The organism is Salegentibacter tibetensis, from assembly GCF_020164485.1.
Lineage (GTDB): Bacteria > Bacteroidota > Bacteroidia > Flavobacteriales > Flavobacteriaceae > Salegentibacter > Salegentibacter tibetensis.
On the sequence record NZ_JAIQZA010000053.1, the window covers coordinates 1 to 15,150 of the forward strand.

Here is a 15,150-nt window from a genome sequence, read left to right on the forward strand (position 1 = left end):
CAAAACCATACTCAGCAACAGGTATGAAACACTATACTTATATCGGTTAACTCGTGGTTCATTATATTTACCATTAAAATTACGTCAAAATCCTACGCTAGGTAATTTTTTTACCGCAGGTCTCAGCATGACGGTTGATCAAAGAATAATTACAATTTCAACAAAAACCTAATCCCATCCCCCGCTCTTTTCTGAGCCATCATATTAATTCCTTTTTCGCTTAGCTGCAAAACCCTCGGGTAACCGCCGGTGGTTTGGCAATCGCGCATTAAGACGATTAATTTCCCGCCGGGGGTGAGTTGCACAGTGCCCGGAAGCACCGGGCCGGTGATAATTGGTTCCAGCTCATTTTCTAAAACCTCACTCAGCTGAATCGCCATTCGGTTGTTGTTTTTATCAATGCTAAACTTGCTCTGGCGTAAATGACTTTTTAAAGTTTCGGGCAGTTTTTCAAATTCAGGGCCGGGAAAAACTTCAATTTCTTCGGAATTTAAATAAGAATCGTGAAATTTTATACCGGCGTGGGTCTCAAATTTTTCCTCTTCAGAAGCTTCGTATTGCAGTTTCATCCCTTTCTCGAGCTTGTAGTGCCTGGTGAGATCTTCATACCAGCTTCGACTTCCCAGGACCTTTTCGGTTTTAAATCCGTTTAGGATTGCCAAATAAGAACGCATTCCCTTGTTTGGTCTTCCAAAAGAAAGTATATCGCCCTCATTAATTTTTACCACTACGTTATTTTTAATTTCTTCCTCATTTAATTTTGGAGAAAGATCAGCTCCACTAATTGCGATTTTAGTAGAAGCGGAAAATTTAAGTTTTGGACCCATTTGGGTGATTTCCATCACTGCGGCATCGGCCTGATTTTGTAAAATAAGGTTCGCAGTTTTTAAAGCGATCCTGTCCATAACTCCGCTTAAAGGAACTCCGTATTTTTGAAATCCGCGACGGCCAAAATCCTGGATCGTGGAAAATAACCCCGGTTGTAATACTTCAACTTCAGCCTTCATAATTTTCTTTTTTTAGTTGAAATTTTCTTTTTGAAACCTGTGCTGAAATTTCTTCAAATTCAGCTTTGGAAACCGAATAGAATTTCACTTTATCCCCTGCTGAAATTTCACAGGGCGGATCGTTATTTTTATCAAATAATTGAACCGGGCAGTTGCCTAAAATTTGCCATCCTCCGGGGCTGGATTTCGGGTAAATTCCTGTCTGATTTTCACCTATGCCAACGGCCCCTTTTTCGATCTTCATTCGGGGTTCACTTTTACGGGAAATCTGAAGCTTTTTATCAAGGCCTCCCAGGTATAAGAATCCGGGTAAAAAACCGGTAAAATAAACCGTGTAAAACGGCGTGGTATGAAACTCAATAATTTCCTTTTTTGATAGGTTTTTTTCCTTAGAAATAAGATCGAGGTCCCAGCCAAATTCTGCGTCATAACAAACCGGTAGGTGAAAAATTTGCCGGTTATTAATTTTTACTATCTTAGCCTTACCAAACAACTCTTTAACCGCCGAAACCTCATCATAGAGATTTTCTATACTAAACATATAACTAATTAATAACGAGTTATATGTGTTGATTACTTCAACATTTACTTCAGTATAAAATTCTTCCAGCTTATTTTTATAAAAGAGTAGTTTCTCAAGTAAATTTTCGCTAATCTCAGGCTCAAATTCTATAAGAATCCCCCGCTCTCCCATCGGTTTTATTTTAGGAAAATCGCTCATTTTCTATTCTTGATTTTAATATTATGCTCAGCAAATCTTTGCTTTAAAAATGTGATTATTTCAACTGAATTTGGAGTATCGCTATGCAGGCAAAATGTATCAGCTTTATAGTTAATTTTTTCAGCATTTACACAGGTGATTTTCCCTTCAGAAAACATAGAAAACAAGTGCCTAAAAACAGCCTCTTTTTCGGTGATCAATGCGTTGGGTTTTGAACGCGATACCAGGCTTAAATCAGGCTCATAATTTCGGTCTGCAAAAGCTTCAAATACGATCGGGGTTTTACCTTTTGCAAGTTTAGAAATCACGGATTTTGGCGGACAAAAAAGCGTTAATTCTTGATCGAATTCAAGTAAAGAATCAATGATGATTTTGGCAGTTTTTTCATCTTTTGCGGCTTTATTATAAAGTGCTCCATGAGGTTTTACGTGAGTGAGTTTCACCCCTTCTGCTTCGGCCAATTGTTTTAAACTTAAAATTTGTGCTATTATAGAACGCTGCAATTCTTCCGCAGAAATATCCACAGGTTTTCTCCCGAAATTCTCCTTATCGGGATAAGAAGGATGCGCTCCCATTTGCACTCCATGCTCCACGGCCAGTTTAATAGTTTCCTGCATCGTTTCCAGGTTACCGGCGTGGCCGCCGCAGGCAATATTGCAGGCAGAAATATGCGGCATTAGATCAGCATCAAAATCGCCTCCTTCCCCTAAATCACAGTTGATATGGATTTCTTTCATTTTATTTAAATAATTATTGTTCTGTTCATTTTTTCCATCGATGAAAAAACGCCTGCATTCCTCTCGTTTCACTCGGATGCAAGTAAAATCCAGGCCTAAGAAGATCTGCTTTCTAACTACCTATAGGTAAAAAAGAAGATCTTTTCATTTCAAATTTAACAAAAGCTTGAAGAAACTATTCAGTCTTATAATAGACCTTCAAGTTCCCGATGGCGATACGGGATAAAAACCTTGCAGGAAATTTAGATCATCTTAAAAACCCTGAAAAACGCTTAGAATCGATTTTACGCCCAAAAACAGGGCGATGGCTATCACTACTATTCCCAACAGGTTTTGCAATTTAGAATTGCGATGTTCGCCTAAAACCGAAGCTTTATTAACTACCCAAAATAAGAAAATCGCGATGACGGGCAATAAGATTCCGTTGGCAATTTGGGCAAATCGTATAATTTCAATAGGATTGATTTGCAGGGAAGAGAAGAAAACCCCGAGAATAAGGACTACCGCCCAAACTATTTTAAATTTCGCTGCTTTCATCCCTCCTTCCCAGCCAAAACAGCCTTTTACTACGTAAGCAGCGGCTAAAGGTGCGGTAATGGAAGAAGTAATGCCGGCTGCCAAAAGCCCCAGGGACATAAACCAGGTGGCAAAGGTTCCGAATAGTGGTTCCAGGCTCACGGCCATATCTGCCGCAGAATTCACATTGGTCAAACCCGAGGATGCCGCGCTTATTAGAATGGCCATAGAAACCGCCCCACCTAAAATTATAGAAACCACCAGCTCTTTTCTGGCAACAGGTAAATAGGAAGCTTCTTTCCACTTCTCACTCACCAGCGAAGCGTGTAAAAACAAGTTATAAGGTACCACTGTAGTACCTACTATTGCCATTACCGTAAGTAAACCTGCAGCATTGCCGGTTGGTATAAGTCCGGTTAAAATTTCTAAAACATTGGGTTTGGTAAGGATTGCAGTAAGTATAAAACTAATGCTCATAAGCAAAACCAGGCCTATAAAGATCTTTTCGAGGGTTTTATAACTTCCGGTAAATAAAAGAATAAAAGCAACAGCACCAATAAAAATACTCCACAGGTTAAGTGTGAAATCACCTATTTGCAGGTTTTGAACCCCAAAAACAGCCTCGGCTCCCAGAACCGCGCCGGTGATATTTCCCGCTTCATAAGCGGCGTTCCCAATAACTATAGCTGAAAAAATTAGGATAATCGCTAAAACCCTGAATACTGGTCTTTTGATCTCTTCCCGAATAGCGTCACTTAAACCCTTTTGCGACACCACGCCAAGCCGTGCGGCCATTTCCTGCAAAATTATACAGGAAAATATAGAAAGCAGTAAAGCCCAGAGCAAGCTATAACCAAATTCAACCCCGGCCAGCGTACAAACCGTAACCGTTCCCGGTCCAATAAAAGCTGCCGAAACTAAAATTCCAGGACCAAGGTTTTTCAGGAAATTTCGCACTACAAACCTTTAGATTCCTGCAGGGCATAGAGGGCGAAGCTTCCAAGCCAGTGGCCGCCTTCATAACTGTCCCCAACTAAATTCGGGAAAGAATAAGCTACGTGCCTGTCAGCGACTCCCTGTAAATGAGAGAATTTATCGGGATATTGATTTATAAGTCCGTAGAAAACCCAGGCGCGGCTAAAGTTAAGTCCGTCGAGATGCACCAGTTTTCCATCGGTTCGGTCAGACACCTCTCCTACTTCCATATTAAAATCTGAAGATTTTAGCTCCGGCAGGAAATCATCAAGCCACATCTCAAAAGCGTTTTTCGGTAAAATACGGCGCATGATATTCACCTCTTCCAGGCAGGGCGATAAAAAGTCGAAACCACCCGGCTCCCAGGTTAGCGGGCAATCATCATCTTTTAAGTAGAAATCTTTGGCTCGCTTTGAGATAAGCTCTTTTAATTCGGTATTCTCTACAGCAACCGCATAATCGTAAGCAAAGCTTAATCCGAAGGCCGTATTAGCGTGTTCCCCAACTCTAATTGGATAATTCAGTTTTGGAAGGAATTCCAGGTATCTTTCAGCGATAAGGTTGGTTAATGGCGATAAATTCTGTTTAAGTTCATCGGCTAAAGGATCGTTCCAGGTTTCAATTTCATCAGCTAGTTTCAGCAACCAGGCCCACCCATAAGTACGCTCAAAAGAATCGCTTTGTTCCCGGTTAAAATAAGCGATCTCCCCCTGAATATTATTTGCAGAAAGGGATTCTTTTAATTTCTCCCTAATGGTTTCAGCTTTATTCAAATCGGGAAACTGCTTCAGCAAACTTACCATAGACCAATGGGCGTGCACCGATGAATGCCAGTCAAAACAACCATAAAATGCAGGGTGTAATTCAGTAGGCTCTCCTATAGCCTCTTTATTCTCCAGGGTTTGGTTAAGCTTATTGGGGTATTCGGTATTAATGCAATTAAGTGGAAGTTCAGCTAACCTATTAGCTTCTTCTTTTGTGAATTCAATTTTATTAGTTCCAAGCATTTCTCCATTTAAAACACTTTTCTCTTTGATACTGTCGCTTTCTATTTCTGTTACTTCTTTAACCTGAGGCTCTCCCTTACAGGCAAATACTGAAACAGCAATTAGCAGCAATAAACTTTTTTTCATAATAGTTTGGTCTTAGCAAATAGGTTGCCCCCGGACAAATGTGCGAGGCAATGAGAAAAAACAAATATTATATTTTAAAATTTTTATAGTTTCTCAAGTGGGTAAATATAAATTTAAAAGTTGACATAGGTAAACCTGCACTCCTATCAAAAATACCAAAATTCTCTTAAAATTAGAGAAGATTTTAGCCTAGCCAACCATCACGGTCCAGGCTTCTATATTGAATAGCTTCACTGATGTGATTTCCTTTAATATTTTCTGAATTTTCCAAATCGGCAATGGTCCTGGAAACCTTTAAGATGCGATCGTAAGCACGGGCTGATAAGTTTAAACGCTCCATCGCGGTTTTAAGCAAGGCTTTTGAAGCATCATCTAATACACAAAACTTACGAATTTGCCGCACACTCATTTGCGCATTGTAGTGAACAGAATCTGACTCTTTAAAACGTTCGGTTTGCGATTGGCGTGCACTGGTCACTCTTTTTCTAATATCAACACTACTTTCTCCCCGGCGTTCTTCGCTAAGTTTTTCAAAAGGAACGGGAGTTACTTCAATATGAATATCTATCCTGTCTAAAAGCGGACCACTGATTTTACTCAAATAGCGCTGCATTTCTGCCGGGGAAGAAGTTGCAGGTGCATCGGGATCGTTGAAATAACCACTGGGGCTGGGATTCATACTCGCTACCAGCATAAAACTGGAAGGATAGGTTACCGTAAACTTAGCACGGGAAATGGTCACTTCCCGATCTTCTAAAGGTTGCCGCATTACTTCCAGTACACCGCGCTTAAATTCCGGTAATTCATCTAAAAACAATACGCCGTTATGTGATAGGGAAATCTCTCCCGGTTGCGGATAAGCTCCGCCGCCGACAAGAGCTACATCCCTCGCACTCGATGTTGTAAACCACTTAAAAAGTTCAGCATTTTCAGTATCCACGGCACTTGTAGAGATACTATCAATATTTTGAGGAGTATTACTACCATCGTTGCCATTGTTATTATACTTTTTCCTTTTTGGTCTATTGTGAATAACGCTGCCTATATCTCTAAACTTTTTATAGGCCTCTGAATCTATAAAAAATGGTAATTCTGCACCGCCAACAAATTCTATTGGAAGTTGCCAACCGTCCCTTTTTTCATCCCAATAAACATGAATATTCTTGATAAACATATTCACAAGTTCCTTTTTTTGCTCGAATGTGGAGTTTTCGGTGATCTTCTGAATATATTGTACAATATTCTCTATCTTTTCTTTGTCTACTTCTATACCATTTAAGCGGTGTTCAGTATCTCTATATTCTTTTTGAAGTTGTTCTAATTCCTTTTTTATTTTTGCATCTTGAACTTTGAAATCTTCCTTTTCAAGTGTACCATCCAGAAGAAACTCCATTGCGTTTTCCTTTCTCTTAGTATGGGTTCTTATCTTTCCTTGAAGGATTTCTTTTTCTTTAGTTAGTTCCTGCTTCTCAGAGTCATTTTTACCACCTATAACCTCTCTGTGTATTGTCATAAGCCTTTCTTCATCGTAGAAGATTGTGAACCAAATATAATTCTCTATAGCGTCTATATTAATGGAAGGATTACCACACGATTGACCTTTGTACCTCTTACTGGAACACATATAAAAATGATCTTTCCTACTTGTACGAGTTCTACCGTAATAATTTCTTCCGCAGACAACACATCTAAGGAGACCTTTCAATAAATAATCATATTTGGGCTTATTACCTGAACTTGTCCTGTTACTTTTAAGGTTATCATTAACCCTTTGCCAATACTCTTTCTTTACAACTGCTGGACAATCATAAGTTTTTCCTTTATACAATCTTTCACCTTTGTAGATTGGGTTTTTTATTATCCCTTGGACTGTTTTACCTGCCCACTTTACATCCTTCTTTTCAGTAACTGTCTTTTCCCCTGTATACTTATTCTTGGTAGTAATAGTACCCTTTCCTATTTTAGCGTATCGAGTTGGGAAATCATGGTCATCTAACCAATAAGCTATACTTCTTTGCCCCATTCCACTTAAAGACAGTTCAAAAATCTTTTTGACTACTTTCGCTTCCTCTTCATCAATTATCAGATAACCGTCTTTATCTTTAGTATAGCCATAAGGCTGCATCCCCTGATGAGCTTTACCTTCTTCAACTCTATGTAAGAGAGCGGACTTAACTTTTTTAGTAGTAATGTCAACAAAGAATTTATTGAATACACTCATAATATCGCCCATCATACTTTGTTGAGGGTCATGAAGATCTATTTCACCTTCCATTTCCGTAAACATCCTCACTCCTTTCTTCTTAAGCATCGTATTTACAACTATACGAGTCTCAGGAGATCTTTCTATCCTACTTTGGTCTACTGCATAAAGATGGGTGATTTTATCCTCTGTAATGTCTTCTATTAGGTCTGAAAATGCTGGTCTCTCAGTTATAGATAAAGTACCAGAAACCCCTTCATCCACATATATTTCATATTCTAATCCAAGTTCCTTAGCTTTAGCAATACCTTTCTTTTTCTGGTCAGGTATACTTATGTTTTTCCCCTCTTCTTTCTCCCTACTTATTCTGCAATAAATTCCTAGCATGACTAAATATTTGATCTCACAATTATAAAAATACAAAATGATATTTTATTACCTTTACATCTTATTAATTACGTTGTGATTATCGTGATTAATTATTTTGATAGAGGGGTGTGGTGATTCGCACCCCTTGCTCATTTAAGACAGTAAGCGTTTAGCAGTATGAGGATAATATTTACCCCCCCTACTGCTTTTATAACCATTGGTATTAAGCTCTCCAGCTATTTCTACCCAGTTTTTTCCCTTATCTCTCAGTAATTGTGCAAAGGCTCTGGCAGGTTTGGTATTTGGATTACTCTTTGCTTTCTCCTTAATAGCCTCTACACCCTTCATACGAGCTTCCTGTGTGAGGTTCTCAGGAGTTCCAAGCTTAACCCCTTTCTCTTTTAGTTCAGCCAATGCAGCCTTTGTTCGTTCACTAATCTTTTTTACCTCGTCGTGAGCAAGAATAGCCATTATATCTATTATTACTTCATTGGCATTTGGATTGTCAGCAACTAGAAACTTCACTTTCCTTTTTTGCAAATCAAATATTAAATGTTTATCCCTTGACAATCTGTCGAGTTTAGCAATTAATAAAGTAGCTTCTGTATTTTCACAGGCTTCAAGAGCTTTATGGAACTCATGCCTATCCTTAATTCCTTTACCTGAGACCTTTTCCTGATAGCTCTGAATAATTTTATCACCTTCCTTAAGAACATTCTTTACAAGACGTTTCTGAGCTTCTATTCCTAGGTCTTGATCTTTTGTGGAGGTTCTATAATATGCTATATATTTCATCTTATTAAAGGTATTAAAAGGGTTTCCCGGTTAGAGAAACCCGATTAGCTAATTTAGAATTTGTAATTATCAATTCGCTCAACTTTTCTGTCAATCTCCTCTGTAAGCATATCAAAGTAAATTTCAGAAGAAGAATCTTTCACATTATATCTTTGGTTGAGATAATGAACAGTGTAGGTGTCATTCCAAGCAAGTACAATAAATACCCAACCGTTATGATGATGACCCTGTACTTTTAAAAGTAATCCTTCATTGTTATAGTTGATAATTTTAGATACTCCCCAACTCCAAAAAACTGAACCAGATGCTTTAAGAAGTTGAAGGGTTTCAGTGGTGTTAAACTCTCTTTCAGTAAGTGTTTGTAAATCTTTCATGATAATTGTGATTATGTGATTAATTATTTTGATACCTCAAATATAGGAATAAAAAACCAAAACACAAACGTTCTTTTAAGATTTGGTTATTCTAATTATTTATACTTTTTAACAACACCATGTGTTTTTCTTATACTGTTTTTTAGCTCAGAATTTCACAAATAAACCTGTGGAAATTGAAAGGTACTTCAGAGTAAAATAAGGTTGAAATTTTATAGTTATATTTATTGGGGTAAGAATTAGCAAACCACTTTAAATGAAATCTCTATTTATTATTATCACCTTTCTCCTAACCTATTCAGGTTTTGGTCAGGAGACATATTTCTCACCGTTTACGGAAAATTTAAAAACTGGCGAGAAAGAAATAATTAATAGAACAATCATAATTCACAGAAACGCTATCATTATTAAAACAGATACAGATGATGGTTATGATATTCAAACTTTGAAAATATTAGAAAAAGAGATAGAAAATGACACAAATCCTTCCACAGCTATTTACGACTGTACCTCACCTGATGGAGTCTATCCAACTACTATTTTGATACCGCAAAAAAGTATCATTTCAGAAATTCTGGTAATTCAACCATCATTCGTCGACGATGCGGACGAACATTTTAGATTTCATATTGAACAAAAAGAAAATCTCTTTCAGTAATCCATTTATTGCGAAAACTATATAAAATTAGTTTTTAAATTAACGGGGGGTACACCAATTTTGCTATATCGAAGGATGTCTTGTTTAAGGGAGGGTTAAGCTCTTCACTTAGACTATAAATTTCAGAATTTGAGAAAAGTGTAGGAGTTTTCAAGGGGGGGACTTCTTTTAAAGTCCTAGGGGTTTTACTATCGTAATTACGTCTATGCTGAAAATCCTCTGATAATTTACAATCTACTATTTCTACCTTTTTAAAATAATTACATTTCAGAATGCCACTTGTTTTAAGAGCTTCCAATAATTCATATATTTATTCCCTTGGAAACATCAATTATGGAAGTCGAAGATGTAATAAAATTAAAAGTTTCATATCAAAATAATGTTTGGAGCTCGATTAATCGTGAGGCAAATCTTGGAGAGATAATTAAAATTATCAAACACGAAAAACTTGAATCCAAAATTTCACATTTAAGAAAGCTTATAAAGAATGACCGCATTGACGAATATAATTTTTTGAAGAAAAGCCTTCCTTCTGTTACTTTCTGTGGAACATTTGAAAATAATAGAAGAATCGAAAATTTGATAAATTATAATTCTATTCTTGTAATTGATATAGATAAATTGAATTCTCAAAAAGTGCGAGAGGTTAATAATATTTTAAAAAATGAGAAATATGTTTTTAGTCATTGGATGAGTCCCTCAGGGAAAGGTTTTAAAGGTTTAATTAAAATAAACACAACAGCCTCTTTAGAAGATACTCAAATAGAGAGTTTTCATAAACTTGCATTTAAAAAATTAACTAAATATTTTTTTGATAATTACTTAATTAATTTGGATATCAGTGGCAGTGACATCTCAAGATTATGCTTTTTATCATCGGATAGTAATTTATTTTTCAAAAAAGATATTGAGCCATTTCATTGTGATTTAGAACAATTAGAATTAGTAAACACTACACCAAATATCTCAAAAAAGAATTCTTCTGAGACCAAAATAAACTTACAGAAAGTATTTAATAATCCATTGGGCAAGAATGACTCTCGAGATAAAAGCACTATAATTAAAGTCATAAAATATTTAGAAAAAAATAATTTTTCAATTACTGAAACGTATGTTAACTGGTACAGAGTGGCTTACGCAATTTCCAATACATTTACTTATGATATTGGTGAAAAATTTTATTTAAAACTTTGTAGATTAGATGCAGGAAATCACGATGAATTAGGAAGTATCAACTTGTTACGTTATTGTTTTCAGAACACTAGAGGTGATATAACTTTTAATACAATCGTGTATTTAGCTAAAGAAAAAGGTTTTGAAATAAGGGGATAATAGTACCTAAATGTTTATGCATTTGCAGGAAACATTATATTTCGATTGCCAAAGTTCATTCTGGTCAGGTGGGTAATCTGGAAAATGACTTTGACTTTGTCAGTATTTATGGTTCAACCATTTACAGGAACTCACTTATCCCCTTTATAAAAAATGTATGACCATAGATGATTTTTTTACGGATGATATAATAATTCGATACTTATGCGATTTAAGAGCAAAAAAAGCAAAACAAAGAAGTGAAAAACATCTTATTCATCTAATTTCACAAAAAGAAAAACTTAACCATCATAAATTTCAGACAGAAGAGGAGATTTACCTTAAAAAGATTCTTCCACCTAGAAGAAAATGGAAAAAATTAGGGAAAGTAAAACGCTATAAAACTAAATGGCAGAAAATTAATTCATTTGATTATAACACCAAATGTATTTATATCACTGTTAAGTATTATTTGCATCATTATCCTAATGAGCCTTTTGTAATAGCTCTTAATGATTTCATAATAACTGTAAGAGAAATTATAAATTCTAATGATTACTGTATTCAACCTCCAAGAATTTACCCCAAACACAAAAAGCCCGAAAAAAAATCGAGCGTTTGTAGACCTATCGCTGTCTATTCTATAGTTGATAAGTTGGTAATTAGTAAAACAAATGCTTATTTGACGAAGGTTTTTGATTCAGGATTTTACGATGCTTCCTATGCTTTTCGTGCTACTCGAGAGGTAAATAAAAAGCAAATACAGGTGAATCATCATACTGCTATCGAAGACATCTTGACTTACAGAAAAAAGTACAAAGGAAAGAAACTTTACGTTGCAGAATGCGATATGAGTAAATTCTATGATTCGGTTAACCATAGTGTTATAAAGAATCAATTCCAAAAAAAGCTAAAAAGTCTACGAAAGAAAGGTATAAAAATAGATGAAAGGGCTATCCATATATTTTACTCGTATTTAAAATCTTATAACTTTATTAAAAATGTTCTTCCCTTAAACAAGGATAATAATTTTTGGGAATATAAAAATTTTTCTAAAGATTGCTATTTCGAGTGGGTCGAAGAAGAACTTCTACAAAAAGGTCATTACAAGCGGACTGCTAGGGCAACAATAGGCATTCCTCAAGGAGGTGCTATTTCTGGGTTTATTGCTAATTTAGTTTTAGATTTTGCTGATAAGCAAGTTCTAAAATCTAAGGATAAAAAATTACTCTACATAAGATTTTGCGATGATATGATTATAATGCATCCATATAAATATGGCTGTATGAATGCAATTGTAAAATACGAGAATGCATTATTGAATTTAAAGTTAATACCTCACGAATTTCACTTAATGCATTTAAATAAAAAGATTGAATTTTGGGATAAAAAGTCTAAACAGCCATACAAATGGTCATCCAATCATACAGCCATTAAACACTTCCCTTGGATTGGTTTTGTTGGATATGAAATGCATTTTACAGGAAAAATTCGGGTCAGGAAATCTACTTTGAAAAAAGAAATTAAAAAACAAAAAAAGGTTGTTCATAAAATAATTAGAAGCATTGATAATAACAATCTCAATAAAAGAAAAGGTACTGTAATGGAATCAGCTATACATAGATTGATAGGAATGTCTGTAGGTAGGGTTACTATGTGGAATCATAATAATCTTGAAAATGAAATGTGTTGGGTTAATGGTTTTCCTGAGTTAAGCGATAATAAATACTTAAGAAAACAATTGAAAAAACTTGACCACTACAGAAACTATCAAATAAAATTTTTGAAAAAATATCTAAAGACAGTTGAAGAGAAAAAACCCAGTACTGACAAAAGAGCAAAAAAGAAGTATTATGGCAAACCATATAGTTATTATAAACAGATGTTAGATACATAAACAATCTCGAAGAAACAATAAACTCAACAAGTTATTACCCTACTGTATGATAAAAGACTTTATTCAGAATAAAATGAGTATGTCTCATATTTACCAACCTGTAATGATTAAAAGATTGTTGCTAAATAAGGGTGTGGCGAATAAAAAAGAAGTTGCACAGGATATTTTATCATATGACTTTTCTCAGGTTGAATACTACGAGAAAATTACTAGTAATATGGTAGGCAGAATACTTCGGAAACACGAAATAGTTTCTAAAAATAAAGACATATATACACTCAACAGTTATGAAGAGTTATCACAAGATGAAATCTCTGAAATTATTGAAATCTGTGACAGAAAAATTAGTGAATATATAGATAAACGAGGTGAAGCAATTTGGGAACATCGAAGAAAAAACCGAAAAGCTGTTAGTGGTTCAATAAGGTTTCAAGTACTTAAAAGAGCTAAAGGTAGATGTGAGTTATGCGGAATTAGCAAAGAAGAAAAAGCTCTCGAAGTAGACCATATAGTACCGAAAAATTTAGGAGGAGAAGATTCAATAAATAATTACCAAGCTCTATGTTATACCTGCAATGCCAACAAGAGAGACACAGATTCAACAGATTTTAGAGACCTAGAATACTTATACAATTATAGAACAGATAATTGTCCGTTTTGCACCAACAAGATAAAACCCTTCCTCGAAAATAATTTAGCATTAGCATTCTTCGATAAATACCCTGTAACTGATAAACATATTCTTGTTATACCTAAAAGACATTGTAAAGATTATTTTGAATTAACTCAGGCTGAATTGAATGCAATTAATAGCTTGACTATAATGGTTCGAGAAAAACTACTCTCTAAAGACGTTTCTATAAGTGGCTATAATATAGGATGGAATGCAGGAGAAGATGCAGGACAAACCATTTACCACTGTCATATGCATCTGATTCCAAGAAGAAAAGGAGATGTTGACAAACCTGTTGGAGGAGTTAGAAATACCATCCCAGGCAAAGGAAGTTATTAATTTCTATAAAGTAGACAAAATGCTTAACCTTTAGAGATTGCTCACTAAACCAAAAACTTAAGAAAAATGATAAATGCTGCTAAACTCGAAAATTATATAAATACTTTCTTCGGATATGGTAACTGGAATGCTACTTATTGGTTTATAGGAATTGAAGAAAATGGCGGTTATTCACCTGAAGATGTCAATCTAAGAATAGATAGTTGGGAAAAATATGGTACAGAATTAATTGATTGTAAAAGGCATCACGTAAACATTGGGTTAAAAAGGTTCTTCACAGAAGGACTAAGACAAAAAACTTGGTGGGGGCTTATAAGGTTGAGAAATACAATTGAGGGTAAAGAAATTTCAACTGAAACCATTAGAAGTGTTCAAAAAGAAAATTGGGGTCAAATAAAATCTAGTAATCTTTTAATTGATTTATTTCCCCTGCCTTCACCATCAGTTGAACTTTGGAATTACAGGAATTGGTACACTAATGAATGGGATAATCTAGGTTTAACTTATTTAAAAACTCGAGAAAAATACTTTGAAAAAATTTCAAAGAAACGTATTAAACGATTAAAAGAAAAACTGAATAAGCACAAGCCCAGAGTAGTTATATTTTATGCCAGTTCTTTAATTCATTTCTGGGAAGAAGTAATGGGAAAATCTTTTAAAAAAGAAGGTGAAAAATATAAAATAGGACGGTATTACATCAGATTACTTCAAACTCAGAATACACTATTTGTGCAGATTCCCCAAACTTCCGTAATTCGCAATAATGAGTGGTTTATATCAGTTGGAGCTATAATTCGGGAAAGAATGGTTGTAGAAGATTTACAAGACTTAAAGACAGTTGAGTAAATCAAATTTAAAACCTAAAAGAAGTGTTTCCAATTGCCGCAGACTAGATTAATTCTTTTAAAGATTAGGTGTCATTATTTTTATGAGAAAGTGTTTTATTATAACTTTTAAAGCATCCAGATTTTCAAATTTTTCAGAATCAAAACTGAAAGATGTTTCTCTTGTATCTTCCAGAATGTTTCGGAATGTAATTTGGTTAATTAGTCTTATATGATATAACGAGGGGTATGAGGGAAAACCTAGATTTATTAACCTTCAGGCTAGATTGTCCCTTCTCAGTCCCCTACGCCTTAAACTTTCACTAAAGATATAATCTTGTTTAGCAAAATTCTGATAAAAATGTGGAGATAATTAAAATCATTTAAACGTTGAACTAATTTCGGAGAAACATAGTAGTACATTCTAATAAAGATTCTACCTAATAAGGTGCTTTTTAAATATGTATCTCTATAATTTCTTAAAATTAGAATGCATAATCCGCTGAAAGCGGACAGGCGTTCCGTTTCAAAACGGACACTTTTCTTCTAAAATTTCGGTTAAGTTAATTAAATTTTTTTTGCTCTTATTTTCTAAATTTTCTCATCGATTCTCCCTCT

13 protein-coding genes and 2 pseudogenes are annotated in these 15,150 nt (G+C 35.0%); 5 read left to right on the top strand and 10 right to left on the bottom strand.

Annotated features, from left to right (window positions below):
• Positions 1-149: 149 nt before the first annotated feature.
• The 9 genes and pseudogenes from LB467_RS17730 to LB467_RS17770 form a co-directional block, all read right to left on the bottom strand.
• A complete protein-coding gene (locus LB467_RS17730; RefSeq protein WP_224475391.1) occupies positions 150-1,007 on the bottom strand; it encodes a 5-oxoprolinase subunit C family protein in 858 nt (285 codons plus the stop codon).
• Positions 997-1,728 carry a 5-oxoprolinase subunit PxpB gene (gene pxpB / locus LB467_RS17735; protein WP_224475392.1) on the bottom strand — a complete coding sequence of 244 codons (732 nt, stop codon included), beginning with the start codon at positions 1,726-1,728 and terminating at the stop codon, positions 997-999. The genes LB467_RS17730 and pxpB overlap by 11 nt, the downstream gene beginning before the upstream one ends.
• Entirely contained in the window at positions 1,725-2,465 is a 741-nt protein-coding gene (gene pxpA / locus LB467_RS17740; protein WP_224475394.1) for a 5-oxoprolinase subunit PxpA, read from the bottom strand. Before pxpA ends, pxpB begins: the two co-directional genes overlap by 4 nt.
• 252 nt (positions 2,466-2,717) lie before the next feature.
• Positions 2,718-3,938, bottom strand: coding sequence for an Nramp family divalent metal transporter (locus LB467_RS17745; RefSeq protein WP_224475395.1), 1,221 nt, complete (start codon positions 3,936-3,938; stop codon positions 2,718-2,720).
• Positions 3,938-5,089 (bottom strand): DUF2891 domain-containing protein, encoded by a 1,152-nt coding sequence (locus tag LB467_RS17750; protein WP_224475397.1) that lies wholly within the window; start codon positions 5,087-5,089, stop codon positions 3,938-3,940. Before LB467_RS17750 ends, LB467_RS17745 begins: the two co-directional genes overlap by 1 nt.
• A gap of 184 nt (positions 5,090-5,273) precedes the next feature.
• Positions 5,274-5,975 (bottom strand): annotated as a pseudogene (locus LB467_RS17755) (YifB family Mg chelatase-like AAA ATPase); the annotation flags it as partial.
• 669 nt (positions 5,976-6,644) lie between these two features.
• A pseudogene (locus LB467_RS17760) lies at positions 6,645-7,679 on the bottom strand (recombinase family protein); the annotation flags it as partial.
• 135 nt (positions 7,680-7,814) lie between these two features.
• Positions 7,815-8,456 carry a recombinase family protein gene (locus LB467_RS17765; RefSeq protein WP_224475398.1) on the bottom strand — a complete coding sequence of 214 codons (642 nt, stop codon included), beginning with the start codon at positions 8,454-8,456 and terminating at the stop codon, positions 7,815-7,817.
• A gap of 53 nt (positions 8,457-8,509) precedes the next feature.
• Positions 8,510-8,830 carry a hypothetical protein gene (locus tag LB467_RS17770; protein WP_224475400.1) on the bottom strand — a complete coding sequence of 107 codons (321 nt, stop codon included), beginning with the start codon at positions 8,828-8,830 and terminating at the stop codon, positions 8,510-8,512.
• Positions 8,831-9,086: 256 nt separating this feature from the next.
• Between LB467_RS17770 and LB467_RS17775 the strand changes: the two genes are divergently transcribed.
• The 5 genes from LB467_RS17775 (at position 9,087) to LB467_RS17795 (ending at position 14,554) form a co-directional block, all read left to right on the top strand.
• Positions 9,087-9,488, top strand: coding sequence for a hypothetical protein (locus LB467_RS17775; RefSeq protein ID WP_224475401.1), 402 nt, complete (start codon positions 9,087-9,089; stop codon positions 9,486-9,488).
• Between the two features lie 333 nt (positions 9,489-9,821).
• Complete coding sequence (locus LB467_RS17780) at positions 9,822-10,820, top strand: BT4734/BF3469 family protein (protein WP_224475402.1); 999 nt, start codon at positions 9,822-9,824, stop codon at positions 10,818-10,820.
• Positions 10,821-10,977: 157 nt separating this feature from the next.
• Positions 10,978-12,696: a reverse transcriptase domain-containing protein gene (locus tag LB467_RS17785; protein WP_224475403.1), complete on the top strand. Its 1,719-nt coding sequence runs from the start codon at positions 10,978-10,980 to the stop codon at positions 12,694-12,696.
• 79 nt (positions 12,697-12,775) lie between these two features.
• Entirely contained in the window at positions 12,776-13,708 is a 933-nt protein-coding gene (locus LB467_RS17790) for an HIT domain-containing protein (protein ID WP_224475405.1), read from the top strand.
• 66 nt (positions 13,709-13,774) lie between these two features.
• The gene (locus tag LB467_RS17795) at positions 13,775-14,554 is read left to right on the top strand and encodes a hypothetical protein (protein WP_224475406.1); all 780 of its coding nucleotides are present in this window, start codon (positions 13,775-13,777) and stop codon (positions 14,552-14,554) included.
• Between the two features lie 290 nt (positions 14,555-14,844).
• Here the strand turns inward: LB467_RS17795 and LB467_RS19485 are convergent, their stop codons facing one another.
• On the bottom strand, positions 14,845-15,048 hold the full coding sequence (locus LB467_RS19485; RefSeq protein ID WP_394371827.1) for a CFI-box-CTERM domain-containing protein: 204 nt from the start codon (positions 15,046-15,048) through the stop codon (positions 14,845-14,847).
• Between the last annotated feature and the right edge of the window lie 102 nt (positions 15,049-15,150).